The sequence below is a fragment of the Streptomyces lasalocidi genome (genome assembly GCF_005280215.1).
Taxonomy (GTDB): domain Bacteria; phylum Actinomycetota; class Actinomycetes; order Streptomycetales; family Streptomycetaceae; genus Streptomyces; species Streptomyces longwoodensis.
The window spans coordinates 3,695,207-3,721,040 of record NZ_SZNQ01000001.1 but is presented as its reverse complement, the minus strand read 5'-3'; the positions used below and the strand labels follow the sequence as shown (position 1 = coordinate 3,721,040).

Sequence of the window (25,834 nt, the reverse complement as noted above, 5' to 3'; positions counted from 1 at the left end):
CGCTGCTCACGCCGGAACAGGTGGTGGACGCTCCGGCGCAGGTGAGGGGCGTGCGGTGCGGGGCGAGGGCGACGGAGGCGGTTTGCGTTCCGGGGGGCAGGGTGCGTATGGTGGTAGATCGTTTGATCCCATTTGCCCGGCGCCACCGCAGAGCGCGCCGTGTGGCGCGTACTCTCCCTTGCCGTGGCGGACCGCATTGAGGCGGTCGTTGATGCGAACACGGAGTTGACGGGCGCGTGCCGACGAGACTCCGGAAGGTTTCGCATTCGCATGTCCATTTCCAGCACTGACCACACCGTCGTGCCCGAGGCCGTCGAGGCCGTCGAGGTCATCGAGGCCGCGGAGAGCGCCGCCGCCGGCGTCGAGGAGACCCCCGGGGTCACCTTCGCCGGCCTCGGTCTCCCCGAGGGCGTCGTGCGCAAGCTCGCGCAGAACGGTGTGACGGTCCCCTTCCCGATCCAGGCCGCGACCATCCCGGACGCCCTGGCCGGCAAGGACATCCTCGGCCGTGGCCGCACCGGCTCCGGCAAGACCCTCTCCTTCGGCCTGCCGACGCTGGCCCAGCTGGCCGGCGGCCGCACCGAGAAGCACCGCCCGCGCGCGGTCATCCTCACCCCGACCCGCGAGCTGGCCATGCAGGTGGCCGACGCGCTCCAGCCCTACGGCGACGTCCTCGGCCTGAAGATGAAGGTCGTCTGCGGCGGTACGTCGATGGGCAACCAGATCTACGCGCTCGAGCGCGGCGTCGACGTCCTCGTCGCCACCCCGGGCCGGCTGCGCGACATCATCAACCGCGGCGCCTGCTCCCTGGAGGACGTGCAGATCGCCGTCCTCGACGAGGCCGACCAGATGTCCGACCTGGGCTTCCTGCCCGAGGTGACGGAGCTGCTCGACCAGGTTCCGGCGGGCGGCCAGCGGATGCTGTTCTCCGCGACCATGGAGAACGAGATCAAGACCCTCGTCGACCGCTACCTGAAGAACCCGGTCCACCACGAGGTGGACGCGGCCCAGGGCGCCGTCACGACGATGTCCCACCACATCCTCATCGTGAAGCCGAAGGACAAGGCGCCGGTCACCGCCGCGATCGCCTCCCGCAAGGGCCGCACGATCATCTTCGTCCGCACCCAGCTGGGCGCCGACCGCATCGCCGAGCAGCTGCGCGACGCGGGCGTGAAGGCCGACGCGCTGCACGGCGGCATGACCCAGGGCGCCCGGACCCGGACCCTGGCCGACTTCAAGGACGGCTACGTCAACGTCCTGGTCGCCACCGACGTCGCCGCCCGCGGCATCCACGTCGACGGCATCGACCTGGTGCTGAACGTCGACCCGGCCGGCGACCACAAGGACTACCTGCACCGCGCCGGCCGTACCGCCCGCGCCGGCCGCACCGGCACGGTCGTCTCCCTCTCCCTGCCGCACCAGCGGCGCCAGATCTTCCGCCTGATGGAGGACGCCGGCGTCGACGCGGGCCGCCACATCATCCAGGGCGGCGCCGCCTTCGACCCGGAGGTCGCCGACATCACCGGCGCCCGTTCCATGACCGAGGTCCAGGCCGAGTCCGCGGGCAACGCCGCGCAGCAGGCCGAGCGCGAGGTCGCCCACCTCGCCCAGCAGCTGGAGCGCGCCCAGCGGCGTGCCGCCGAGCTGCGCGAGGAGGCCGACCGGCTGGTGGCCCGGGTCGCCCGCGAGCGGGGCGAGGACCCCGAGGCGGCGGTGGCCGAGGCCCAGGCCGCGGCGGTCGTCGAGAGTGCCGCGGTGGAGGTCTCCCTCCCGGAGCAGCCGACCGCGCGGGACGCCGAGCGGTCCGACCGGCCCGAGCGCGAGGAGCGTCCGGCGTCGACGACGTCGTACGAGCGCCGTGACGACCGGGGCGGGTTCCGCCGCGACGACCGTCGTGACGACCGGGGCGGTTTCCGCCGGGACGAGCGTCGTGACGACCGGGGTGGCCGTTCCTTCGACCGTGACCGTGGTGGCCGTTCCTTCGAGCGCCGCGACGACCGCGGCGGCTTCCGCCGGGACGACCGCCGCGACGACCGTGGGGCCCGCTCCTTCGACCGTGACCGCGGTGAGCGCGGTTACGACCGCCGGGACGGCGGCGACCGTGGCGGCCGTTCCTTCGAGCGCCGCGACGACCGCCGTGACGACCGTCGTGACGACCGGGGCGGCTTCCGCCGGGACGAGCGTCGTGACGACCGGGGTGGCCGTTCCTTCGAGCGCCGTGACGACCGGGGCGGCTTCCGCCGCGACGAGCGCACCGGTCACCGGGGCAGCGACCGTCCGTTCAACCGCGACCGCCGCGACGACCGCCCGGGCTTCCGCGCCGGCGGCCACGACCGTCCGTCCCACGACCGTCCCAGCGGCCGCCGTGACGACCACCGCGGTGGCGGCTCCTTCGGCCGCCGCGAGGACAAGCCGCGCTGGAAGCGCAACGGCTGATCCGACCAACGACTGAGCGCCGTGTCCCCGACGGGGGCACGGCGCTCGGCCGTTCCCGGCAAGCCGTTTCCGGTCACCCTGTGACGCATGTCATGCCCCCGGCGAGGGAATCGCTGGGGGCATGACAGATGACGCCAGAGGGAGTGGGCTGTCCGACGAAGAACGGCTGGCCCAGCTCGGCTACACGCAGACGCTCGCCCGACGCATGTCGGCGTTCTCCAACTACGCGGTGTCCTTCACGATCATCTCCGTGCTGTCGGGCTGCCTGACGCTGTACGCGTTCGGCATGAACACCGGCGGCCCCGCCGTGATCACCTGGGGCTGGGTGGCCGTCGGGCTGATGACCCTCTTCGTCGGGCTGTCCATGGCCGAGATCTGCTCGGCGTACCCCACGTCGGCGGGCCTGTACTTCTGGGCCCACCGGCTGGCGCCGGCGCGCTCGGCGGCGGCCTGGGCCTGGTTCACGGGCTGGTTCAACGTGCTGGGCCAGGTCGCGGTGACCGCGGGCATCGACTTCGGCGCGGCCTCCTTCCTCGGCGCCTACCTGAACCTCCAGTTCGGCTTCGAGGTCACCCCCGGCCGCACGGTCCTGCTGTTCGCGGCGATCCTCGTCCTGCACGGCCTGCTGAACACCTTCGGCGTCCGCATCGTCGCCCTGCTCAACAGCGTCAGCGTCTGGTGGCACGTGCTCGGCGTCGCGGTCATCGTCGGCGCGCTCACGTTCTCGCCGGACCACCACCGGCCGACGTCGTTCGTCTTCGGCGAGTTCGTCAACAACACCGGCTGGAGCAGCGGCTTCTACGTCGTCCTGCTGGGCCTGCTGATGGCCCAGTACACCTTCACCGGCTACGACGCCTCCGCCCACATGACGGAGGAGACCCACGACGCGGCCACCGCCGGCCCGAAGGGCATCGTGCGGTCCATCTGGACCTCCTGGATCGCCGGCTTCGTCCTCCTGCTCGGCTTCACCTTCGCCATCCAGTCCTACGACGGCGCCCTGGACTCCCCGACCGGCGCGCCCCCGGCCCAGATCCTGCTCGACGCGCTGGGCGCCACCGCCGGCAAGCTGCTCCTGCTGGTGGTGATCGGCGCCCAGCTGTTCTGCGGCATGGCGTCGGTGACGGCCAACAGCCGCATGATCTACGCCTTCTCCCGCGACGGCGCGCTGCCCTTCTCGCACGTCTGGCACACCGTCAGCCCGCGCACCCGCACCCCGGTCGCCGCGGTCTGGCTCGCCGCCATCGCCGCCCTCGCGCTGGGCCTGCCGTACCTGATCAACTACACCGCCTACGCCGCGGTGACCTCGATCGCGGTCATCGGCCTCTACGTCGCCTACGTCATCCCCACCCTGCTGCGCCTGCGCAAGGGCGCCGCCTTCGAGCGCGGCCCGTGGCACCTGGGCCGCTGGTCGCAGGTGATCGGCGTGGTGGCGGTCATCTGGGTGGGCGTCATCACCGTGCTGTTCATGCTGCCGCAGGTCTCCCCGGTCACCTGGGAGACGTTCAACTACGCCCCCGTGGCCGTCCTCGTGGTCCTCGGCTTCGCGGCCGCCTGGTGGCTGGCCTCGGCCCGCCACTGGTTCCTCGACCCCGACCACGAACGCACCCGCGCCCGCGAGGCGTCCCGCCGTGCCGCCGCGGCCCCGGAGCCCGCCGACCCGTGACGCCCGCCGCCTCCCCGGCAGCGGCTGGCGCCACGACACGTCCACCCGCCCGTGTCCCGATACCCGATCGGACACCCGGCCCGGTCCGGCTATGCTCGGGGAGGCAACATCGCCCGGGCCGTTAGCTCAATTGGCAGAGCAGTGGACTTTTAATCCATTGGTTGTGGGTTCGAGTCCCACACGGCCTACGACACCGCCCCGGTCCAGGGATCCCCGGACCGGGGCGCGGTGTTTCCGGCGCCCGGCCCCCGCCTACCCCTCCCCGTCCCGCCGCACCAGCAGGTACGACCGCCTGCTCGGGTGCTCGACGCCGGGGTACGGGGCCCGGTCGAGGTGGGCCGTGACCGTGAGGCCCGCGTCCGTGAGGGACGTCGTCTCGGTGGCCGGGTCCAGGAAGTGGAAGGTGAGGTCCACCGGGTGGTCCCACCAGTCGCTGAAGTGGGCGGACTCGCCGGGGCGGGCGTCGGCGGTGCTGGTGTGGAAGGCCAGCAGGGCGTGGCCGCCGGGGCGTAGGACGCGGGCGAACTCCGCGTAGGCGGCGGCCCGTCGGGGCGGGTCGAGGTGGATGAGCGCGTACCAGCACAGCAGCCCCGTGAGGCTGCCGGAGCGCAGCGGCAGGGCGGTCATGTCGGCCACGGCGAAGGGCAGTCCGGTGCCGCGGCGGGCCACGGCGCACATCCCGGGGGAGAGGTCGAGGCCCGTCACCGCCGCGCCCCGGCCCGCGAGGTGGGCCGTCGCGTGGCCCGGGCCGCAGCCGACGTCGGCCACCGGGCCGTGCCGGGTCACTTCGGCGAAGGCGTCCAGGAGGGCGCGGTCGAGGGGCTTGCCGGGGAGTTCGGCGCCGATGTCGGCGGCGTAGCGCTCGGCGACGGTGTCGTAGCTGCGGCGGGTCGCCGGGGCGGCCGGATTCTGCTGCGGGGAGGGCGGGTTCGTCACGTCCGGTGCCTACCCCCGGCCCCGGGGTCCGTACGCCGGGCCTCCCGGGCGGCGCCAGCCGGGGGCTCCGCCCGCGCTCAGCCCGCGTGCAGTTCCGTCAGGTCCCCGAGCGGCAGCGTGTGGCTGGTGTGCAGCACCTTGGCGCGCAGGTAGCGGACGTTGTGCGGGGTGGTGAACACGCCGGTCGGGACGCGGTCGTGGACGTCGATGTCCAGCGCGCGCAGCTGGTCGGCCTTGTCGGGGTTGTTGGAGAGCAGGTCCAGGCGGGTGACGCCGAGGGCGCGGAGCATCTGGGCGGCGGCCGTGTAGTCGCGGGCGTCCTCGGGCAGGCCGAGGGCGGCGTTCGCCTCGTAGGTGTCCAGGCCCTGGTCCTGGAGGGCGTACGCGTCGAGCTTGTTGTAGAGGCCGATGCCCCGGCCCTCCTGGCGCAGGTAGAGCAGCACGCCGCCGCGTTCGGCTATGCGCTCGACGGCCTCGCGCAGCTGCGGGCCGCAGTCGCAGCGGGCCGAGCCGAAGACGTCCCCGGTCAGGCACTCGGAGTGCAGCCGCACCAGGGGCGTGCTGCCGGGGGCGGGGTCGCCGAGGACGGCGGCGATGTGCTCGCGGCCGTCGACGAGGCCGTCGAAGGTGACGAGGTCGGCGTCGACGGCGTAACCGTCGTGGAAGCGCAGCGGGACCCGGACGCGGGCGCGCGGCGTGGCGGCGGTGAGGTCAGCGGGCATGCGGTTCTCCGGGTCCTGGGCGGCGCACCGCCCTCCTGCTGCTTCAGATTTGAAGCAGATCCTCGGAGCCCGACCCTACCTGTGCTTGAAGTTTGAAGCAATGGGCTTCCGGCCCGCCCCGCCGCGCTCACGCACAGGGCGACGAGCGCCGCTTCCACGGCAGGTCCTCCGGGCCGCCCCCCTCCTGCGCCCCGTCCACGAGCCCGCCCGCGATCCGCGAGCAGATCTCCTCCAGCTGCCCCACCTGCTCGGGGCTGAGGCGGTCGAACAGCGACGCGCGGACCGTCTCGACGTGGCCCGGCGCGGTGCGCTCCAGCACCGCCATGCCCTCGTCCGTGAGGGCGGCCACGCTGCCGCGCCTGTCCGACGGGCACTGCTCGCGCCGCACCAGCCCGTCCTTCTCCAGCCGGGCGACCGCGTAGGTCAGCCGGCTGCGGGTGATCTTCGACCGCTCGGCGAGGTCGGTCATCCGCAGCCGCCGCCCGGGCGCCTCGGAGAGGTTGGCCAGGAGGGAGTAGTACAGGTGCGGCATGCCGGCGTCCTGCTGGAGCTGCCGGTCGAGCGTGTCCTCCAGCAGCAGGGCGGCCGCCATGTAGGCACGCCAGGCGCGCTGCTCGTCGGAGGTCAGCCAGCGGGTCGTCATGCCGCCAGTGTAGGTTTGCTTCAGATTTGAACCAAGGCTGCGTCCCGGGAGGCTCCCGGTCGCGCCACGCCCGCCGGTCCCGCCCGTCCCACAAGAGAGCGCGCCCCATGCCGTACCCGTACGTCCTGCTCTCGGCCGCCGTCTCCCTCGACGGTTTCCTCGACGACACCGGCCCGGAGCGGCTGCTGCTGTCCAGCCCGGCCGACTTCGACCGCGTCGACGAGGTGCGCGCGTCCGTCGACGCCATCCTCATCGGCGCCGGCACCCTGCGCGCCGACAACCCGCGCCTGCTGGTCAACTCCGCCGGGCGCCGAGCCGCCCGGGTCGCCGCCGGCCGGCCCGCCTACCCGCTCAAGGTGACGGTGAGCGCCTCCGGCGACCTCGACCCGGCCGCGCGGTTCTGGCACACGGGCGGCGACAAGCTCCTGCTGACCACCGACCGGGGCGCCGACCGCGCCCGCGCCGCCGGCATCGCCGCCGACGTGGCCGCCCTCGGACCCGACCTGGACTGGCGCCGCGCGCTGGAGCACCTCCACGACGCACGGGGCGTGCGCCGCCTCATGGTCGAGGGGGGCGGCACGATCCACACCCAGTTGCTCCAGCAGGGCCTCGCCGATGAGCTCCAGCTCGTCCTCGCGCCCCTGTTCGTCGGCGACCCGGACGCCCCCCGCCTCTTCGGCCCCGGCGCCTATCAGGGCGGACGGCTGCGGCTGGTGGAGACGCGGCGGATCGAGGACGTCGTCCTGATGCGCTACGAGCCCACCGCCCCCGGCACCGGCCCGCTGCCCTCCGCCGCCGACCGCCGCTGGCTGGCCCTCGCCTGCGACCTGGCCGACCGGTGCCCGCCCTCGGACACCGCGTTCAGCGTCGGCGCGGTGGTCGTCGCCGCCGACGGCACCGAACTGGCCCGCGGTCACTCCCGCGAGGGCGGCGACCCGGTGGTGCACGCCGAGGAGGCCGCCCTGGCCAAGCTCGGAGCCGCCGACCCCCGCCTGGCCGGCGCGACCGTCTACAGCAGCCTCGAGCCGTGCGCCCGCCGCGCCTCCCGCCCGGCGCCCTGCGCCCGGCTCATCCTCGACGCGGGGGTGCGCCGGGTGGTCACGGCCTGGCGCGAGCCGGACACCTTCGTCGAGGCGGCGGACGGCAACGGGCTGCTGGCGGCGGGGGGCGCCGACGTCGTCGTACTGCCCGAGTACGAGGGGCGGGCCAAGGAGCCGAACCGGCACCTCCTGGGGTGAGCCCGGTGCCCGTCCGGGCGCCCTGGACAACCGTTTCGCTTTTGGTCCCGCACATGGCGTACAGTGGAGTCATCGCCGCGGGGTGGAGCAGCTCGGTAGCTCGCTGGGCTCATAACCCAGAGGTCGCAGGTTCAAATCCTGTCCCCGCTACTGAAGACCGAGGGCCGGAATCCGAAAGGGTTCCGGCCCTCGGTGTTTCCGCAGCCTCCCGCGCGCCCTCACTCTGCGTGAGTGTCCGACCGCCCTTCGCATCACAACTGAGTCACTATCAAACGACCGGTGACTACTGATCTCTTCCCCTGGGCACCCTGATTCCCCGCCAACTCGCCCGTTTTTCCCCGGTCGTGGCAGGAAAGTCCAGGTCAAAAATGTTGTTGATCAAGCGGAACGGCTTGGAAAGCTGCCTCCGTGTCTATTAACGTTCGATAACGCAGCGCGGTCGTCCCAGCCGTCACCGAAGGCGGCTCCGTGCGCACGCGCCGAATCCCGCAAGGGAACCGGGGAACCACCACCTTGGGGTGAATCACGCGGAAGCCGCCGCCCACCAGCGGCCGGTATACGCGCGTAGGAGACCTTCCCGCTCCGAACCCGTCAGCTAACCCGGTAGGCGACGGAAGGAAAGGAGCGCGCCCGCGTGGCGTCCAACCGGCCTGCCCCAGAAGCCCCCTCGCTGCCGAGCCAGCGTCCCACGGAGACGTTCGCCTACGGCGGTCAGCGCGTCGACGAGGGCCCTTGGGAGGAGTGGAACCCCACCGCGGACTCCCTCCGTCCGGTACGCGGCCGGCACCGCGTCGCCAAGCAGCGCGGCGGACTCGCCCGCAGCTCCACCGTCCTCGGCGTCGGCGTCATCGCCGCCGTCGGCGCGGGCGGCATGGCCAGCGCCAACACCGGCAAGCCGCCGGTCTCCATCTCGCTGCCCGACCTGCCCTCCGTCGGCTCGCTGATCTCCGACCACGACGCCCCGCAGGAAGCCGCCCCCGCGGCGCTCAGCACCTTCGGAAGCACCGCGGACGACACCGCCCAGGGCACCGCCGACGCCGGTGAGGCCCTGCGCACCCGGATCATGGCGCAGGCCGAGTCGCAGCAGACGCAGGTCGACACCAAGGCGCTCGCCGTCGTCGAGGCCGCCGCGGCCAAGGCGGAGGCCGACGCCGCCGCCCAGGCCGAGCAGGAGGCCCAGGCCAAGGCCGCCGCCGCGAAGAAGAAGGCCGAGGAGCAGGCCGCCAAGGTGGCCGAGGCCGCGCGCCTGGCCGAGCTGGCCAAGCAGTACACGCTGCCGACGTCGTCGTACACGATCACCTCGACGTTCGGCCAGGCCGGCTCGATGTGGTCCTCCGGCTACCACACCGGCCTGGACTTCGCGGCGCCCACCGGCACCCTCATCAAGGCCGTGCACAGCGGCACGATCACCGAGGCGGGCTGGGCGGGCGCCTACGGCTACCGCACGATCCTCACCCTCGACGACGGCACCGAGGTCTGGTTCTGCCACCAGTCCTCGATCAGCGTCAGCGCCGGCCAGAAGGTCGGCACCGGCGACGTCATCGGGCGCGTCGGCGCCACCGGCAACGTCACCGGGCCGCACCTGCACCTCGAGATCCACCCCGGCGGCGCGGCCACCGGGATCGACCCGATGGCGTGGCTGCGGGACAAGGGCCTGACCCCCTGACCCGACCCTGGCCCGCCCCCTGACCCGTCCCTTGATCGGGCGGCCGGCCGGGGACCGGGTTCCCCGGACCGGCCGGCCCATGCACCCCCGTCCCGGAACCGGCGGCGGCCGTTCCGGTTTACGTGAAGTTTGCGGGCCGACGGGATGACCGCCCCCCGGCCGGTCGTTGGAACAGGGCATGACTGCTCTGCGTAAACTCGGTTCCTCCGACCTCGAGGTCTTCCCGCTCGCCCTCGGCGGCAACGTCTTCGGCTGGACGGCCGACGAGACCGCCTCCTTCGCCGTCCTCGACGCCTACACCGCAGCCGGCGGCAACTTCCTCGACACCGCCGACTCCTACTCGGCCTGGGTCGACGGCAACAGCGGCGGCGAGTCCGAGACGATCATTGGCAAGTGGCTCGCGTCCCGCGGCAAGCGCGACGACGTCGTCATCGCCACCAAGGTCAGCCAGCACCCCGACTACCAGGGCCTGACCGCGGCGAACATCAAGGCCGCCGCCGACGCCTCCCTGCGCCGCCTGGGCACCGACCGCATCGACCTCTACTACACCCACTTCGACAAGCCCGAGGTGCCGGTGGAGGAGATCATCGGCGCGCTCGACGAGCTGGTGACGGCGGGCAAGGTCCGCCAGATCGCCGCGTCCAACATCTCCCCCGAGCGGCTCAGCGCCTCCCTGGCCTTCTCCGACCGCGAGGGCCTGGCCCGGTACGTCGCCCTCCAGCCGCACTACAACCTGGTGTCCCGCGACACCTACGAGGGCGCGCTGCGCGACCTGGCCGAGCGCGAGGGCCTGGCCGCCGTCCCCTACTACGCCCTGGCCTCCGGCTTCCTGACCGGCAAGTACCGCCCGGGCACCACCGTGGACAGCGCACGGGCCGCGGGTGCGGGCAAGCACCTGGACACCGAGCGGGGCCGCCGCGTCCTCACGGCGCTCGACGAGGTCGCCGCCGCCCACGAGGTGCCGGTCGCCACGGTCGCCCTGGCCTGGCTCGCCGCCCAGCCCACCGTCGCCGCCCCCCTCGCCTCGGCCCGCACGACCGACCAGCTCCCGGACCTGCTGGCGCTGGCGGACCTGGAGCTCACGGACGGGGAACTGGACGCGCTGACGGAGGCGTCGGCGTAGGACCGCGCCACCGGTGGTCCCCGGTGGGTGATCCGGCGGGGCCGGACGTCCCGCGGCCCGGTGGGGTCACGTCCGGTACGGGTTGTACGCGGGGTGCGGGCCGCTCGCCGGATACCCGTATCCGTGCCCCTGGGCGTGCCCCGGTCCCTGCACCGGGGCGTATCCCTGTCCCGGCGCCTGCGCGTACCCGTACCCGTACCCGAAGCCGTGTCCCGGCCAGGCCGCCGGGGGCACCGGCATGGGGGCCGCCACCCGGCCCGCGTACTCCAGCGCCGGCCGGGCGATCTCGCGCCGGCGCCACAGCTCGTTCAGCAGCTCGCCCTCTCGGACGACGAAGTCGGCCCCGGCCCGGCCCAGCCGCCCCCGGTGCCGCAGGAACGCCAGCGAGGTCGCGTAGGCCTCGTACTCGGCGACGGCCCGGGCGGCGGGCCTGCCCCCGTGGTTCTTGGCGAAGGTGCGCGCGAGCCGCCGTGCCCGCATCGAGCCGAGCGCGTACGGCTCGGCCGGGGACAGCCAGCCGGCGACGGCGTAGGCGGGCAGCTCCTCGCGCACGGTGTGCAGCTCGCGCTGCCGCGTCCACACGACGAGCCAGGTCAGCACGCCGAACGTGGGCACCATGAAGGCGCCGTAGACCGCGAAGAAGCCGAACTGCCCGAAGGTGGAGGAGCCGTTCCACAGGGCGTGCATGCCCATGGCGAGCAGGAGCCCGGACAGCGGCAGCAGGACGCGCCGCACGTGCTGGCGCTCGCCGGAGAGCGCGGCGATGCCGAAGCCGATGCCGGTGAGGACGGTGAACAGGGGGTGCGCGAACGGGGACATGACGACGCGCACGAAGAAGGTCGCGGCGGTGACCGAGGGGATGCCCCGGTCGCCGGTGAGCTGGTCGGTCCCGAAGGCCGTGCCCAGGTAGAGGATGTTCTCGGTGAACGCGAACCCGGTCGCGGTCACCCCGGCTATGACGACGCCGTCGACGATCCCGGTGAAGTCCCGTCTGCGGAAGAGGAAGACGAGCAGCACGGCGGCGGCCTTGGCGGATTCCTCCACCACCGGCGCTATGACGGTCGCGCCCAGGGTGTCCGCGCCGGAGGGGTCGGCGGTCGCCGTCGCGATCCACTTGGTGGCGAAGCTGTTGGCGACGATGGCGATGAGCGCGGCCGCGCAGGCGCCCCAGGCGAACGCGAACACCAGGTTGCGCCAGGGGCCCGGCTCCACCCGGTCCAGCCACCGGAACGCGGCGATCAGCAGCGGTACGGGCAGCACGGCCAGCCCCAGGCCGACCAGGAAGCCCTCGGTGCCGGTCTGCTGCCGCACCAGCGCGAGGATCACCAGCCCGGACAGGGTCAGCAGGGTGATGAGCGCGCCGTACCGCACCCAGGTGCGCTGCCACCAGTGCGCGTGCCGCAGCGCCCCGCCCCCGGCGGGGCCGTCGGGAGGGATCGGGTACGGCGGGTACGGGGGACTGATGGCCACGGCATCGACCCTAACGAGGGACGGCGCCGCCCGCGACGGTGCCTCGACGGGCGCGGAGCGGGCGGTGCCTTGACGGGTGCGGGCTGGTACGGCGGCGAGCGGGCGGTCAGCGGTGCTGTACGCGGCGGAACAGCAGATCGTTCACCACGTGGCCCTTGTCCAGGCCCTGGCCCTCGAAGCGGGTCAGCGGCCGGAAGCCGGGCCGGGGCGCGAACCCGCCGCCGGGCCGGGTGTTCTCGAAGTCCGGGTGGGCGTCGAGCACCTCGAGCATCTGCTCGGCGTACGGCTCCCAGTCGGTCGCGCAGTGCAGGACCGCGCCGGGCCGCAGGCGGGTCGCGGCCAGCGAGAGGAACTCGGGCTGGATGAGTCTGCGCTTGTGGTGGCGCTTCTTGGGCCAGGGGTCCGGGAAGTAGACGCGCAGCCCGGCGAGCGCGTCCGGGGTGAGCATCTCGCGCAGCAGGATGATCGCGTCGCCGTTGGCCACCCGCACGTTGGACAGGCCGCCGCGCTCGGCGAGTGCCAGCAGGTTGCCCTGGCCGGGGGTGTGCACGTCGACGGCGAGGATGTTGGTGTCCGGGTCGGCGGCGGCCAGCTGCGCGGTCGCCTCACCCATGCCGAAGCCGATCTCCAGCACGACCGGCCGGTCGTTGCCGAACAGCTCCGCCAGGTCGAGCACCCGCTGCCCGTCGATGTCCAGGCCCCACTTCGGCCACAGCCGCTGCAGGGCGTCCGCCTGCCCGGCCGTGACCCGGCTGCGCCGCGGCTGGAAGCTCCGGATGCGCCGCTCGAAGTGCGACCCGGCGGGGTCCGCCTGCGGTCCGTCGGGGAAGCGCGGCTCCCCCTTGGGCCGCGTGTGCCGCACGGACACACCGGGACGGTGCCACCGCTCGTCGGCGGCGGTCCGGGGGGCTTCGGGGGAGTTCAGCGAGTCAGACACAGTGGGACCGATTTTACGGGGCGGCGGACCGGGGGCGCGGCGCGCAGTCCCTGCCCCCGCTGCGACCACCTTCACGCGGCGTACCGGGACCGGCCCCGCTCCGGTCGGCTTCACGTGGCGCACCGTCGCTGCCCCCGCCGCGGCCACCTTCACGCGACCTACCGTGACTGGCCCTGCGCCGGTCGGCTTCACGTGGCGCGCCGTGTCTGTCCCGCTGCGGCCACCGCCGTGCGGCGGCGCACCGTCGCTGCCCCCGCTGCGGCCCCCTTCGCGCGACGTACCGTGACTGGCCCTGCGCCGGTCGGCTTCACGCGGCACACCGTCACCGTCCCGCTGCGGCCACCTTCATGCGACCTACCGTGACTGGCCCTGCGCCGATCAGCCTCGTGCGGCGTACCGCCCCTGCTCCCCCGCGGTCACCCTCACGCGGCGCCCGGCCCCGCCCCCGCTCCGGTCGGCCTCACGCGGACTCCAGTACCGCCAGCGCCCGGCGGGCGACCTCGCGGCCGATCGGCAGGGACGCCGTCGCGGCCGGGGACGGTGCGTTCAGCACGTGCACCGCCCGCTCGCCCTCCCGGATCAGGAAGTCGTCCACCAGCCCGCCGTCCCGCAGCACCGCCTGCGCCCGCACGCCGGCGCCGGCCCGCACCAGGTCCTCCTCCTGCACCGCGGGCAGCATCCGGCGCACCGCCGCCACGAACGCCCGCTTGGACACCGACCTGCGCAGCTCACCGAGCCCGTACCGCCAGTGCTGCCGGCCCATCCGCCAGGCCCCGGGCCACGCCAGCGTCCGGGCGACCTCCCCCGGCCGGACGACCCCCCACCCGTACCCCTCGCGGGCGAGCGCCGGCACCGCGTTGGGACCGACGTGCACGCCCCCGTCGATGCCGCGCGTGAGGTGCACGCCGAGGAAGGGGAACGCCGGGTCGGGCACCGGGTACACCAGGCCCCGGACCAGCTCGGTCCGCGCCAGCTCGTAGTACTCCCCGCGGAACGGCACGATGCGCACCTCGGGCTCGTCCCCGGTCAGCCGGGCGATCCGGTCGCAGTGGAGCCCGGCGCAGTTCACCAGCACCCGGGCGCGCACGACGTCCCCGCGCGCGGTGCGCACGGCCACCCCGAGCCCGGCCCGCCGGTCGACCTGGACGACCTCCGCGCCGTACCGGATCTCCGCCCCGGACGCCTCGGCGAGCTGCCGTGCGACGGCGCCGTAGTCGCAGATGCCGGTCGTCCGCACGTGGATCGCGGCGAGGCCGCGCACCTCGGGTTCGTACTCCGCGATCTGCGCGCCGCTCAGCTCCTGGACCGGGATGCCGTTCTCCCGGCCGCGCTGCACGAGCGCGTGCAGCCGCGGCAGCTCGTCGCGCCCGGTGGCGACGATCAGCTTGCCGGTGACCTCGTGCGGGATGTCGTACTCCGCGCAGAACTTGACCATCTCCGCGGCGCCCCGCACCGCGTACCGTGCCTTGAGCGACCCCGGCCGGTAGTAGATCCCGCTGTGGATGACCCCGCTGTTGCGCCCCGTCTGGTGACGGGCCGGCGCGGCCTCCTTCTCCAGCACGGTCACGCATGTGCCCGGCGCGGCCCGCGTGATCGCGTACGCCGTCGACAGCCCGACGATCCCCCCGCCCACGACCAGCACGTCACCGTCGTACGCCGTCCCGGCTCCCACCAGGTACCACCTCCCGCTCCCGATAGTGCACTGCGCCACTGACAGCGGCTTCAAACGCGGGGGGAGCGGTGTTCCTGGAGGGGCGCGGGCGGCGGTGGTCCGTGGGGGCCGCCCGTGGTGCTGCCGCCAGGGGCCTACGCCGGGGTCATCAGCAGCGGCCGGGCCCGCTCCCGCAGCTCCACGACCCGCGGCTCGTCGCCGTACGGCTCCAGCCGGTGCAGCAGGTCCTTGACGTACTCGGTCGTGCGGGCGGAGGAGATCCGGCCGGCCACCTCCACGGCCCGCACCCCCTGCTCGCAGGCCGCGTCGAGGTTGCCGGACTCCAGTTCGGCCACCGCCGAGACGACCAGCCGCAGCCCGTGCGAGCGGACGAACTCCTCCGTCGGCTGCGACAGCGCCTGCTCGGTGAAGCGCCGGACCTGGCGCGGTGCCTTCAGGTCGCGGTAGCACTCGGCGGCGTCGGCGGCGAAGCGGTCGTAGGAGTAGAAGCCGAGCCAGGACGGGTCGTTGTCGCCCTCCCGCGCGCGTTCCAGCCACCCCTCGGCGGCCTTGAGCGCGGCGCCCGCCGCGTGGGCGTCCCCCGCACGCGCGTGGGCGCGTGCCTCGACGAGCCGGAAGAAGCTCATCGTGCGTGCCGTGGCCAGGCCCCGGTTGCGCTCCAGGGCGGCCTGCGCGAGGTCGACGCCCTCGTCGCCGAATCCCCGGTAGGTCGCCTGGAGGGACATGGACGCCAGGACGTACCCGCCGAGGGGGACGTCGGCCGCGGCGCGGGCGAGCCGCAGCGCCTGGATGTAGTACCGCTGCGCGGCCTCCTGCTGGCCGGTGTCGAAGGCCATCCACCCGGCCAGCCGGGTCAGTTCGGCGCTCGCCCCGAACAGCGCGCGGCCGACCTCGTCGGAGTAGCAGCCGAGCAGCAGGGGCGCCGCCTCCACCCGCAGGCACTCGGGCACCATGGACGAACGCCAGTCGCCGCCTCCGTACTTGGAGTCCCAGCGCCTGGCGTCCTCGGCGGCCTCCCGCAGCTTCTGCACGTCGCTGTGGCCGACTTTGAGCGGTGCGCCGGAGCCCTCCGAGGAGTACGCCTCACGCGCGACCGAGCTGTCGGCCGGGGTTATCAGCCAGCGCGAGGCGGGCGTGGCGTAGGCGCTCACCGCGAACGAGCCCGCCAGCGACTGCCAGATGCCACCGGTCCCGGCGCGGCGGCCCGCGAGGTCAAGGCGGTACAGCTCGGTCGCCGACCGCACGGCCTGGCCGACGTCCCGGGGGAAGGCGAGGCCCACTTCGGGCGCGGGATCGGCGTCCGCGAGGCCGATCTCGTGCAGCGGCACGGGCCGGCCGAGCTTCTGGCCGATCGCGGCCGCGATGAGGTGCGGCGCCGCTCCCTGCGGCACCATGCCCTTCGACACCCAGCGCGCCACCGACGTCTTGTCGTAGCGGAGCGTCAACCCGCGTTGCGCCCCGAGGTCGTTGACGCGTCGCGCCAGTCCGGCGTTGCTGATTCCCGCGAGGGCGAGAACGGCGCCGAGTTTCTCGTTCGGCCCGCGTTGCTCCCTGGACATTGCGCCACCCCTCGACACAGACGGCTGCCGCGATGGCATAACCACGCGGCATTCGTAAACCCAGCGTAGTTCGCCGCATCCCAAGCGTTAAGGGGCATTCTTCCGGATGGCGGGATTGTGGTCCGTACGTGACGGCGGCGTTCCGCACGGACTGTTGCGGCGTGCTCCTGGTGTGTGGCCGTGCGCCCGTGCGTGCGCTCTTCTCCGGCCACACCGGGAGCGGTTCTATGGCCGTGCGTGGGTCGGCCCGCTGTACTGGATCCAGTGGGCTGGGGGACACCGCCGCCTTCATCCCCGCGGGCGGCGGAGCGGTCCGGGAGGCGCTGCCCGTCTCCCGGGCCGACGCGCCGACGACGCGGCGCCGGTGTGCACGGAGCGTGTGCGAAGCTGTTCCAACATCCTTTGCCTGCGCGGGATTTGGCCAAAAATCGCCCCCGGGTCCGCCGCCGTATCACGCCTCCCACCACGGAAATCGAGGGCGCACGGGGCGTTTTGGGGGAGCGCAACGGGGGCGCATTCACATCGCAGTGACGGAATCGCACGCGGGCGCCCGAGCCGGTGCGAGCACCCGTGCGCCAGTGCGTTCCCCGGATCACAAGCCGTCCCGCCTTCGCTCTGCGGCGCGTTCTTCGTGGCAGCATGTGAACCGTTCGTACGGTGCACTGGTTGTCCACAGTCCGTGGAGGCGTCGATGCGGTGGTTGGTGGGATGGAGCAGTACCGCCGACGGCCGCGGCAAACCGGGTGCTTTCGGCGGATATGACAGCTACGGCGGCGCGTACGGCGGTCCCGACGCGTACGCCGGCCACGGCGAGCGGGGCGGCGCGGTCGGCCCCGACGGCGAGACGATGCACCCCGTCGGCTCCCAGCTCCTGTGGGGCGACCCCGATCCGCTGTGGGCGGTCGGTGACTGGCGCCCCGACGAGGTGCGCGTGGTGCGCGCCGACGAGCGCACCCGGATCGCCGTCCTCGGCATGTGCGGCGCCTCCGACGAACAGCTGCGCGTGGGCCTGCTCGCCGCGCGCGGGGGCGCACTGCGCCACCTGACGACCTGGCCCGGCAGTTACACCGCCGTCGTGCAGGTCGGCCGCCGCATCACCGTCTGCGGCGACCTGGCCGGCGCCCGGCCGGTCTTCCACACCCCCTGGGCGGGCGGCACGGCCTACGCCACGGCCGCCCTGCCGCTGGCCGACCTCGTCGAGGCCAACCTCGACTACGGCCACCTCGCCGCGCTGCTGGCCGCCCCCGACGTGCCGGCCGCCCTGCTCGACTCCACCCCGTACGACGGCGTGCGGCGCATTCCGCCGGGGCACGCGCTGATCCTGCGCGCCGGGGCACGCGAGATCGCCGGGTACGAGCCGGTCGCCTCCATCGCCGTCGCGGCGGCCCCCGTCGACCCCGACCGCGCGGTCGACGGCGTGCGCGACGCCCTCGTGGAAGCGGTACGCGCGCGCCTGTCCGCACCGCGCCACGTCCCCGGCGCCGACATCGACCCCGGCCCCGTGCCCGGCATGGGACCGGCCGAGCGCAGGGCCGCGCGGGGCATGCCCGTCCCGGGCATCGGCGCCGACCTGTCCGGCGGCCCGGCATCCGGCACCCTGGCCCTGCTGGCGGCGGGCCTGCCCGGGATGCCCGGCACGGTCCTCGGCCACGGCACGGGCGCCGGCGAACGCCTCCTGGCGGTGACCTTCAACGACCTCGCCGTCGGCGGCCAGGAGGCCGAGCTCGAGCGCGCCGGCGCCCTCGCGGCCAACCCGCGGCTGCACCACGTCGTCGTGGCCGGCGCCGAGGACACCCTCCCCTACGCCGACCTCGACGGCCCGCTCACCGACGAACCCGGCCCCAGCCTGGTGACCACCACCCGCCACCGCGCGCGGCTCGCCGCCGGCAGCGCCGACCACTTCACCGGCTACGGCGCCCGCCAGGTCCTCGACGCCCACCCGGCCCGCCTCGCCGACCTGCTGATGGACCGCAAGCGCCGCCACCTGGTGCGTCCCGTCGCCGCGCTGACCAAGGCCGACGGTTCGGTGTTCGTCCCCGCGCGCGTGTACGGCGCCGCCCGTCGCCTGGCCCGCACGCCGTACCGCGCGGGCGTGGAGAGCCTCGCCGAGCGGCTGCGCGACCGGCGCTTCGACGACTACGGCAGCGCGGTCGGTGCCTCGCTGGCGGCGCTGGCCTGGGGCAGCCCCGGACCGGCCGCGCGCTGGCTGACGGGCGAGGCACTGGCCGAAGTATCGGTTCGCCTGCAGAGCGCGGCGACCCGCTCCGGGGGCGGCCCCGGCGAGCGGCCCGGCGACCACCGCGCGCGGGCCGCCCTCGCCCGCACCGCCGGTGACCTGCGCGTGCTGGAACAGGCTGCCGAGATCCGCTTCCAGCGCCTGCACACGCCGTTCCTCGACAACCAGGTCGTGCGCGCGTGCCGCGCCCTGCCGGAACCCCTGCGCGTCCAGCCCGGCGCCCGGGCCGCCATCCTGCGGACCGTCCTCAAGGGCGCCGGGGTGGCCGACCTGCCGCCCGGCTGGGGCGCGCCCTCGCAGAGCACGGTCACCGCGGCCGCGCGCGCGGGGCTGCGCGTGGCGGCCGACTCCCTCCTCGGGCTCTTCGACACGCCGCTGCTCGCGGAGGCGGGCCTGGTGGAGGCGCGGGTCGTCCGCAAGGCGGTGCGCAGCGCGGCGGCGGGCGAGCCCCTGCCGCTCGACGGCCTGGCCGACCTCGTCTCCCTCGAACTGTGGCTCCGCCGCCTGCTGTCCCGCCGGGGCACCTGCTGGACCGGGACGCCGGCCCGGGCGCGGGCGGTGCCGGCGGGGATCGCGCCTCTGCGCAGTGCGTTGTCCTCCGGGGGTTGAGCGGGGGCGGGGCGCTGGGTGGGGGTGGCTTGTTCGTCGCCGGGTGCGGGTGTGTGGGGGGTGTTGCGCAGATCCCCGCGCCCCTTGGTGGGGGTGGTGGGGGTCCGGTTCTCGGGTGCGGGTGTCTCAGGGCTGGGCGCGCAGTTCCCCGCGCCCCCTTGGGTGGGACTGGACGTGGGTTCGAAATGTCGTGCCCCGGGGCGGGGGCGCAGGGAGAATGGGGGCCGTGCGGTACAGGATCCTGGGCGTCACCCAGACAGCGGACGACCAGGGCACAGCCCTACCCATCCCCGGCGCCCGCCTCCGCGCCCTGCTCACGGCCCTCGCCCTGCAACCCGGCCGCACCGTCACCCCCGAGACCCTGATCGACGAGATCTGGACCGACGCCCCGCCGCAGGACGCCCACGCCGCCCTCCAGGCCCTCGTCGGCCGGCTGCGCCGTACCGTCGGCAGGGACGGGGTCGCCTCCGAACCCGGCGGCTACCGCCTCACCGCGACCGAGGACGACGTCGACCTGTTCGTCTTCGAGCGCCTCGTCCGCGAGGGCACCCGGGCCCTGCGGGACGGCGACGCGCACACCGCCGCCCGCGCCCTCGACGACGCCCTCGCCCTGTGGCGCGGACCCGCCCTCGCCGACCTCCCCGACCGCACCCCGGCCGCCCGCCCGGACGCCCTGCGCCTGGAGGCCACCCGCGCCCGCGCCGAGGCCGACCTCCTCCTCGGCCGCGCCCACGAGGCCGTACCGCGCCTGACGGAACTGACCGCCGCGCACCCGTACGACGAGCCGCTGCACGCCCTGCTCATCCGCGCCCTGCGCGACACGGGCCGGGGCGCGGACGCCCTCGCCGCGTACGAGAGCGCCCGCCGGGCCCTGGCCGAGGGCCTGGGCGCCGACCCGGGACGTGAACTGCGGGCGCTGCACGCGGAGGTGCTCCAGCAGGCGGCTCGTCCGGCCCGTCCGGCCCGTCCCGGCGGGGGCACGGCCAGCGGTCCCGCGGACGCCGGGAAGCGCACCTCCCACCCCGATCCTGCTCCCGACCCCGACCCTGCTCCCGACCCCGCCCCGGCCCCCGCTCCCCGGCCCCCGGCCCGCACCGGCAACCTCCGTCCGCGCCTTACCTCTTTCGTGGGCCGGGAACCGGAGATCGCGGCGATTCGTTCCGATGTGCACAGGGCCCGCCTGGTCACGCTCACCGGACCGGGCGGTTCGGGGAAGACCCGTCTCGCCGAGGAAGCCGCCGCCGGGCTCCCGCAGGCGTGGCTGGTCGAGCTGGCGCCGCTCGACCGGCCGGAGGCGGTGCCGGGCGCGGTGGTCAGCGCCCTCGGTCTGCGCGAGACCGTGCTGCTGACCTCCGAGCTGGCGGCCCCGCAGGACGACCCCGTCGCCCTGCTGGTCGAGTACTGCGCCCCGCGCAGCGAACTCCTGATCCTCGACAACTGCGAACACGTCATCGGCGCGGCCGCCGGCCTCGCCGAGACCCTGCTGACCCGCTGCCCGGGCCTCACGATCCTCGCCACCAGCCGTGAACCCCTGGGTGTCCCCGGCGAGTCGGTCCGCCCGGTCGAGCCCCTCCTCCCCGGCCCGGCGCACCGCCTCTTCCGGGAGCGCGCGGCCGCCGTCCGTCCCGACGCGGCCGACGTGCTCCGGGACGAGGCCGCGGTGGCCGAGATCTGCCGCCGCCTGGACGGGCTGCCGCTCGCCATCGAACTGGCGGCGGCCCGCCTCAGGCTGCTCACCCCCCGCCAGATCGCCGACCGCCTCGACGACCGCTTCCGCCTGCTCACCTCCGGCAGCCGCACGGTCCTGCCCCGCCAGCAGACCCTGCGCGCGGTCGTCGATTGGTCCTGGGACCTGCTCGACGAGCCGGAGCGGACCGTGCTGCGCGAGCTGTCCGTGTTCGCCGGCGGCTGGGACCTGGAGGCCGCCGAGGCGGTCTGCTCGGGGCCGGTCGCCGAGCTGGTCGGGGCGCTCGTCGACAAGTCCCTCGTCGTCGCGGCCCCGGACGCGCGCGGCGGCGGCATGCGCTACCGCATGCTGGAGACCATCCACGAGTACGCCGACGAGCGCGCCGCCGAGGTCCCCGCACTGCGCGCGGCGGCCGAGCGCCGCCATCGGGCGTGGGCACGGTCGCTCGCCGAGCGGGCCGACCCCCTGCTGCGCTCCGCCGAGCAACTCCCTTGGATCGCCCGCCTGGAGACGGAACTCGACAACATCCGGGTGGCGATCGACCGCGCCCTGGCGGCTGGCGCCGAGGAGGAGGCCGGCGCGCTCTGCCTGGCGATGGGCTGGTTCTGGTGGCTGCGCAACTACCGCCACGAGGGCGCCGACTGGGCCGACCGCACCCTGCGCCTGGGCGCGGCCCTCGACGCCCTGGGTGCTGACCCGTCGTCCGAACCGGGGCTCGCGTCGCGGGAGGTGGCGGAGCTGCCCGCGCTCGCGGCCGGGATCGACCCCGTGGACGCCTTCCTCGCCCACGCGGACGGCGAGGAGGGCCACCCGCGCCACGCCCAGCGGATGAACCTGCGGATGCTGCACGTGTTCCTGCTTTCCGAGGCGGGTGACGAGAGCATGACGCGCGAGCCGCGCCGGCAGGTCTTCGCCGGCCTGCTGCGCGCCCGCTTCGAGCGGGGCGGCCCCGACGCGGCCCGCATGCCCGGGCTGGTCTGGCCCATCACGTTCTTCCAGCACGGCGGCAACACCGACCTCGCCCGCACGGAGGTGCTGGGGATCCTGGACCAGGCGGTCGCCAACTGCCGTGCGCACGGCGGGGAGTGGGAGCTGGCCTGCGCCCTGATGTTCCGCACGCACATGGTGGTCGACTCACCGGGCGGCCTGCTCGGCGTGGACGAGGACCTGGCCGAGCTGCGCGACCTCGCCCGCCGGGTCGGCGACCGCTGGGTGCGCGCCCAGGTGTCCAGCGCCGTCGGCGAGGCCGCCATGGCGCGCGGCCGGTCCGCCGAGGCGGAGAGCGAGTACCGCGAGGCCCTGCGGCTCGCCTACGAGGTCGGCGCCTACACCGAGACGCCGTTCCTGCTCGCCCGGCTCGCGGAGATCGCCTACCGCGCGGGCGACGGTCGGGCCGCGCGCACCGCGCTCGACGAGGCGAGCGAGTCCGCCGACCGCTACGGCGTGGCCGACGCCCGGGCGTTCGTCCTGCTGCTGCGGGCCCACATCGCGCTCGACGAGGAGGACACCGCCCGCGCGCGGGAGCTGTGCACCGAGGTCCGCCGGGTGTGCGGCGAGGGCACGCCGCCCCCGCAGTTCCTGGTGGCGCTGGACCTGATCGACGCACAGGTCACCGCCGCCGAGTCCGGTCCCGTCCGCGGCCTGCCGATCCTCGCCCGGACCCTGCGCCAGGCGGTGGCCGACCACTGCTCGGAGGCGGTCACCTCGGCGGTCGTGGACACCGCGGCGGAACTCCTGGCGGGCGCGGGCGACCTGGCGCGCGCGGCCCGGCTGTCGGCGGCCGCAGACCGGCTGCTCGGCGCCCACCCGCGCCCCTCGCCCGAGGGCGCCCGCGCCGAGCGCACCGTCCGGGCCGCCCGCGAGGGCTTGGGGGAGCGGGCCTACGCGGCCGAGCGCGCCCGTGGCGCGGCCCTCACCCCGGCGGACACCCTGCGCCTCCTGGAGGAGGCGGCCGAACGCCACACCTCCGACGCCCGGGTCAGGAGCAGCTGAACGCCGAGTCGGCCCAGTCGGCGAGCGCCACGGTGTCGAAGGGGCTGTGCGGCTCTACGACCAGGCGCACCGTCCGGTGGCCGGTGAGGTCCACGTGCACCGGCACGGCCGGGTCGCCGCCCTTGATCCGCCCGGAGCGCCACAGCCGGACGCCGTCGGCGTAGACGGAGAAGTAGACGTGGCCGAGCTTCAGCGTCAGGTCGTCGACGCCCACCACGGCGTCGTAGGAGGTGCAGGTCCGGTTGAGGTCGACGGTGACGGAGGAGTCGCCGTGGACGGTCACCCCGCGCCGGTAGTGCCGGTCCGCGATGGACAGCCCGGAGCGCTGCCACACCCAGCTGCTCCCGGCGAGCCGGATCTCGGGGCGGGTGCCGTCGCCGGCCACGTCGAAGGCCAGCTCGTCGAGCCGGTAGACGGCCGGGACCGGAACCGGGGGCGGTGGGGGAGCGGGCGTGGGGGAGGCCGTGGGGCTCGGCGGGGTCGGTGTCGGCGTCCGGGGCGGGGTCGGTGCCGGAGTCGGCGTGGGGCTGGGCGTCCGTGCGGGCGCCGGAGTCGGGCGCGGGCTGGTTCCCAGCTCGGGTGTGAATGCCGAGCCGGGCGACGGGGTGCGCCCGGGCGCCGGGACGGTCACCGGCTCCCCCTGCTTCCCCGGGGGCGTGGCGGCCGGCGCGGTCGGGGCCGGGGCGACCGCCGGGGCGGAGGCACGCGGCCCGGCTTCGGGCTGCTGCGGCGGTGACGCGTCGTGGCCGACCAGCGCGAGGGCCACCACCGCCGCCGCCACGGCCACCACACCCGCGGCGATCCCGGCCTTCACCGGCGCGCCCAGCCCTTCGGAGGCCGCCCCGCCCGCGCCCGCACCGGAGGAACCGCCGCCCGCCGCGGCCGCCCCCGCGGCACCCGCCGCTCCGGCACCGGCGCCCCCCGCGATGAGCCCGAGGGCCTTGGCGTACCCGGCGGCGCCGAACCAGCCGATGACGGCGACCGGCACGACCGCGGGGATGCTGCCGGCGACCTCCTCGATCTGCGCGGCCGCGAGCCGGCAGCGGGCGCACTCCTCCAGGTGCTTGCGCAGGCCCCGTTCGGCGCGGACGCGGAGCCGGCGGCGGGCGTAGGTGCCGAGCTGGTCGGCGTAGCGGGCGCACTCCTCGTCGCTGGTGAGGGTGGTGCTGACGTGGGCCTGGAGGTAGGCCTGCTTCAGACCCTCGCGGGCGCGGCTGGCCAGCACGCGCGTGCCGTTGGCGTCGAGGCCGAACAGCACGGCGACCTCGCTCGGCGACTCGTCCTCGACCTCGGTGTGCCACAGCACGGCCTGCCAGCGCTCGGGCAGCGACCGGAAGGCCCGCATGGCCATCGACTGCTCGGCCTCGTGCATCGCGCGCACGTCGGCGCCCAGTTCCAGCGTGTCGTCGTCGGCGACCGCGGCGGAGCGGGAGGCCTGCGCGGCGAACACCGCGAAGTCGTCGACCAGGTGCTCCCGCTTGGCGGTCCGGGTCCAGTGGGCGGCGACGCGCCGGACGGAGGTGAGCAGGTAGGCGCGGACGGCGTGTTCGGGGCCGGAGCCGCCGCGCACGGCCTGGAGCATGCGGGCGAACACCTCGGCGGTGAGGTCGTCGGCGGTGTGGCCGTCCCGGCAGCAGGTGCGGGCGTAGCGGCGCACGGCGTCGGCGTGGCGCCGGTACAGCTCCTCGTAGGCGCTGTCGTCGCCGGAGCGCATGCGGTCGATCAGCTCGGCGTCGGACGGGGGCACGTCGTGCGGCGGTCCGCCGTGCGGCGACGGCAGGACGTCATCGCCGTGCCGCCCGCGCCACTCGCGCTGCGCCGGCACGCTGCCCTCCGCCGGCCCGGTCGACCCGGCCGCCCGCGCGGGCACGGACGCGCCCCTGCGGTCCGGGGCGCCGTGGTCCGGGGCGCCGCGGCCCCGGGTGCCTCCCTGGGCGGGGACACCGTCGTGGGCCGCGGTCGGACGGCCGCCCTGGCCCGGCACCTGGGGCGGCCGGCGGCCGGCCTCCGCGTCGCCGTCACCGAGTGACTCGTCCCGCCCGTCAACGCTCATCGCGCAACGCCCCCGCCGCCTGCCCTGCCGGTCCTGACCACCGGGTCAGAGTGCCACAAGCCCCTTGGGGCAGCGCCCCGTCGTCACGCCCATCCACTCGTCCGAGCGGACTTGTCACATGCCAGTACTGCCGTTCACCCGATCGGGGAAGGTTCAACTGTCGCGCACCGGGCAGCGGTTGCCTTCCTCGCCCGCGATGCGGCGCAGGGCGCCACCGGGCCGGGCGGCCGCACCGCGGCCACCCGGTACCGCGGGCCACTGACGGACACCACGACGGAGCGGCGGCGCCGGGACGGAGGACGCAGCGTCCGCATCCGCGTACGTCCCGCCGCCCGGCCCCGCCGCACCCCTACGCCGACGGCCGCGAGCGCAGCCCCTCCAGCAGGATGTCCAGCAGTCGCGTCGAGGCCGCCGCCTGCTGCGCCGCGTCCGGCAGCGAGGGCGCGGCCGTCGCGATCACCAGCAGGACGTCCGACACCGACACGTCCGGTCTCAGCTCGCCCGCCGCGCGCGCCCGGTCCACCAGCTGGCCCACGACCTCCAGCAGCGCCGCCGCTCCCGCGTCGTCGTCCGCCCCGGCCGGCGTGCCCGCCACGACCGGCGTGCCCGGCTCGGTCAGCAGGCGCAGTTCGCCGCCGCCCGGCTGGGTCCGCTGGTGCGGCACGCGCGCCTCGTCGGCCACCGTGTCCTCGTCCGTGACGCCTACGCGCAGCACCTGCGGCGGCAGCAGCCGCCCGGCGCCGGACGCCACCGACGTGCGCAGGAAGCGCGACAGGGCCGACCACGGCTCGTCCTCCTGGCCGAGCGCCGTCCGGGCCTGGTCGGTCAGCCGCGAGGTCTCCTCCTCGGCTATCCGCCGCACCAGCACGTCCTTGCTCGGGAAGCGCCGGTACACCGTGCCGACACCCACCCGCGCGCGCCGCGCCACGTCCTCCATCGGCGCGCCGTAGCCCAGCTCGCCGAACACCTCACGCGCCGCGCGCAGCACGTGCTCCAGATTCCGCTGCGCGTCCACGCGCAGCGGTGTCGTCCGCGACACCTCCCGTCCGCCGCCCACGGCCGCGCTCAGCGTCCCGCCGGGTGCGAGGGCGGACGCCGATGACGCCGTTGACCAATGAGAGTCCTGAATGTGCATGCGTATCCCCCGGTAATGACGTCTCCCCCCGGAGACTCCCCGCCTGAATTCCGGGGC

The 25,834-nt window shown here is 75.0% G+C and carries 16 protein-coding genes, 2 tRNA genes and 1 riboswitch; of the genes, 9 read left to right on the top strand and 9 right to left on the bottom strand.

Annotated features, from left to right (window positions below):
- The first annotated feature begins 270 nt into the window (after window positions 1–270).
- The 3 genes from E4U91_RS16600 (at window position 271) to E4U91_RS16590 (ending at window position 4,287) form a co-directional block, all read left to right on the top strand.
- Entirely contained in the window at window positions 271–2,436 is a 2,166-nt protein-coding gene (locus E4U91_RS16600) for a DEAD/DEAH box helicase (protein ID WP_137307582.1), read from the top strand.
- A gap of 121 nt (window positions 2,437–2,557) precedes the next feature.
- Window positions 2,558–4,099: an amino acid permease gene (locus E4U91_RS16595; RefSeq protein ID WP_137307581.1), complete on the top strand. Its 1,542-nt coding sequence runs from the start codon at window positions 2,558–2,560 to the stop codon at window positions 4,097–4,099.
- Between the two features lie 115 nt (window positions 4,100–4,214).
- A tRNA-Lys gene (locus E4U91_RS16590) sits at window positions 4,215–4,287 on the top strand.
- A gap of 64 nt (window positions 4,288–4,351) precedes the next feature.
- Here the strand turns inward: E4U91_RS16590 and E4U91_RS16585 are convergent.
- The 3 genes from E4U91_RS16585 to E4U91_RS16575 all read right to left on the bottom strand — a co-directional run bounded on the left by E4U91_RS16585 (window position 4,352) and on the right by E4U91_RS16575 (window position 6,400).
- Window positions 4,352–5,035: a class I SAM-dependent methyltransferase gene (locus E4U91_RS16585; RefSeq protein WP_137307580.1), complete on the bottom strand. Its 684-nt coding sequence runs from the start codon at window positions 5,033–5,035 to the stop codon at window positions 4,352–4,354.
- A gap of 77 nt (window positions 5,036–5,112) precedes the next feature.
- A complete protein-coding gene (locus E4U91_RS16580; RefSeq protein ID WP_137307579.1) occupies window positions 5,113–5,757 on the bottom strand; it encodes a GTP cyclohydrolase II in 645 nt (214 codons plus the stop codon).
- Between the two features lie 127 nt (window positions 5,758–5,884).
- The gene (locus tag E4U91_RS16575) at window positions 5,885–6,400 is read right to left on the bottom strand and encodes a MarR family winged helix-turn-helix transcriptional regulator (protein WP_137307578.1); all 516 of its coding nucleotides are present in this window, start codon (window positions 6,398–6,400) and stop codon (window positions 5,885–5,887) included.
- A gap of 107 nt (window positions 6,401–6,507) precedes the next feature.
- Here E4U91_RS16575 and E4U91_RS16570 point away from each other — a divergent pair, with 107 nt between their 5' ends.
- The 4 genes from E4U91_RS16570 to E4U91_RS16555 all read left to right on the top strand — a co-directional run bounded on the left by E4U91_RS16570 (window position 6,508) and on the right by E4U91_RS16555 (window position 10,427).
- On the top strand, window positions 6,508–7,638 hold the full coding sequence (locus E4U91_RS16570; RefSeq protein ID WP_137307577.1) for a dihydrofolate reductase family protein: 1,131 nt from the start codon (window positions 6,508–6,510) through the stop codon (window positions 7,636–7,638).
- A 76-nt stretch (window positions 7,639–7,714) separates the two neighbouring features.
- Window positions 7,715–7,788 (top strand) — tRNA-Met (locus tag E4U91_RS16565).
- A gap of 317 nt (window positions 7,789–8,105) precedes the next feature.
- A riboswitch (cyclic di-AMP (ydaO/yuaA leader) is annotated at window positions 8,106–8,263 on the top strand.
- A gap of 9 nt (window positions 8,264–8,272) precedes the next feature.
- Window positions 8,273–9,304 carry a M23 family metallopeptidase gene (locus E4U91_RS16560; protein WP_137307576.1) on the top strand — a complete coding sequence of 344 codons (1,032 nt, stop codon included), beginning with the start codon at window positions 8,273–8,275 and terminating at the stop codon, window positions 9,302–9,304.
- A gap of 178 nt (window positions 9,305–9,482) precedes the next feature.
- Window positions 9,483–10,427: an aldo/keto reductase gene (locus E4U91_RS16555; RefSeq protein ID WP_137307575.1), complete on the top strand. Its 945-nt coding sequence runs from the start codon at window positions 9,483–9,485 to the stop codon at window positions 10,425–10,427.
- 66 nt (window positions 10,428–10,493) lie between these two features.
- Here E4U91_RS16555 and E4U91_RS16550 read toward each other — a convergent pair whose 3' ends face one another.
- The 4 genes from E4U91_RS16550 to E4U91_RS16535 all read right to left on the bottom strand — a co-directional run bounded on the left by E4U91_RS16550 (window position 10,494) and on the right by E4U91_RS16535 (window position 16,065).
- Window positions 10,494–11,897 carry a PrsW family intramembrane metalloprotease gene (locus E4U91_RS16550; protein WP_137307574.1) on the bottom strand — a complete coding sequence of 468 codons (1,404 nt, stop codon included), beginning with the start codon at window positions 11,895–11,897 and terminating at the stop codon, window positions 10,494–10,496.
- A 106-nt stretch (window positions 11,898–12,003) separates the two neighbouring features.
- Window positions 12,004–12,834, bottom strand: a complete 831-nt coding sequence (gene trmB / locus E4U91_RS16545) for a tRNA (guanosine(46)-N7)-methyltransferase TrmB (protein ID WP_137307573.1) — start codon at window positions 12,832–12,834, stop codon at window positions 12,004–12,006.
- Window positions 12,835–13,294: 460 nt separating this feature from the next.
- Window positions 13,295–14,506, bottom strand: coding sequence for an L-2-hydroxyglutarate oxidase (gene lhgO, locus E4U91_RS16540; RefSeq protein ID WP_241678601.1), 1,212 nt, complete (start codon window positions 14,504–14,506; stop codon window positions 13,295–13,297).
- 134 nt (window positions 14,507–14,640) lie between these two features.
- Window positions 14,641–16,065 carry an NsdA family TPR-like regulatory protein gene (locus E4U91_RS16535; protein WP_137307572.1) on the bottom strand — a complete coding sequence of 475 codons (1,425 nt, stop codon included), beginning with the start codon at window positions 16,063–16,065 and terminating at the stop codon, window positions 14,641–14,643.
- Window positions 16,066–16,756: 691 nt separating this feature from the next.
- On the opposite strand from E4U91_RS16535, the gene E4U91_RS16530 reads away from it, so the two are divergent.
- Window positions 16,757–18,910, top strand: a complete 2,154-nt coding sequence (locus E4U91_RS16530; protein ID WP_137307571.1) for an asparagine synthase-related protein — start codon at window positions 16,757–16,759, stop codon at window positions 18,908–18,910.
- Between the two features lie 226 nt (window positions 18,911–19,136).
- Window positions 19,137–22,589 carry an AfsR/SARP family transcriptional regulator gene (locus tag E4U91_RS16525; RefSeq protein ID WP_479681755.1) on the top strand — a complete coding sequence of 1,151 codons (3,453 nt, stop codon included), beginning with the start codon at window positions 19,137–19,139 and terminating at the stop codon, window positions 22,587–22,589.
- On the opposite strand, the gene E4U91_RS16520 is transcribed toward E4U91_RS16525, so the two are convergent.
- Together E4U91_RS16520 and E4U91_RS16515 are read right to left on the bottom strand one after the other, a co-directional pair.
- Window positions 22,576–24,642, bottom strand: coding sequence for a sigma-70 family RNA polymerase sigma factor (locus E4U91_RS16520; RefSeq protein ID WP_137307569.1), 2,067 nt, complete (start codon window positions 24,640–24,642; stop codon window positions 22,576–22,578). The two genes, E4U91_RS16525 and E4U91_RS16520, sit on opposite strands and share 14 nt — an antisense overlap.
- A gap of 349 nt (window positions 24,643–24,991) precedes the next feature.
- Window positions 24,992–25,777, bottom strand: a complete 786-nt coding sequence (locus tag E4U91_RS16515; protein WP_137307568.1) for a TetR/AcrR family transcriptional regulator — start codon at window positions 25,775–25,777, stop codon at window positions 24,992–24,994.
- Window positions 25,778–25,834: the final 57 nt, after the last annotated feature.

Coding starts and splice junctions, on each gene's coding strand:
- E4U91_RS16580 (WP_137307579.1), bottom strand. CDS start 5,757: ATGCCCGCTGACCTCACCGCCGCCACGCCGCGCGCCCGCGTCCGGGTC.
- E4U91_RS16535 (WP_137307572.1), bottom strand. CDS start 16,065: ATGTCCAGGGAGCAACGCGGGCCGAACGAGAAACTCGGCGCCGTTCTC.
- E4U91_RS16515 (WP_137307568.1), bottom strand. CDS start 25,777: ATGCACATTCAGGACTCTCATTGGTCAACGGCGTCATCGGCGTCCGCC.
- E4U91_RS16600 (WP_137307582.1), top strand. CDS start 271: ATGTCCATTTCCAGCACTGACCACACCGTCGTGCCCGAGGCCGTCGAG.
- E4U91_RS16530 (WP_137307571.1), top strand. CDS start 16,757: ATGCGGTGGTTGGTGGGATGGAGCAGTACCGCCGACGGCCGCGGCAAA.
- E4U91_RS16570 (WP_137307577.1), top strand. CDS start 6,508: ATGCCGTACCCGTACGTCCTGCTCTCGGCCGCCGTCTCCCTCGACGGT.
- E4U91_RS16555 (WP_137307575.1), top strand. CDS start 9,483: ATGACTGCTCTGCGTAAACTCGGTTCCTCCGACCTCGAGGTCTTCCCG.
- E4U91_RS16595 (WP_137307581.1), top strand. CDS start 2,558: ATGACAGATGACGCCAGAGGGAGTGGGCTGTCCGACGAAGAACGGCTG.
- E4U91_RS16520 (WP_137307569.1), bottom strand. CDS start 24,642: ATGAGCGTTGACGGGCGGGACGAGTCACTCGGTGACGGCGACGCGGAG.
- E4U91_RS16575 (WP_137307578.1), bottom strand. CDS start 6,400: ATGACGACCCGCTGGCTGACCTCCGACGAGCAGCGCGCCTGGCGTGCC.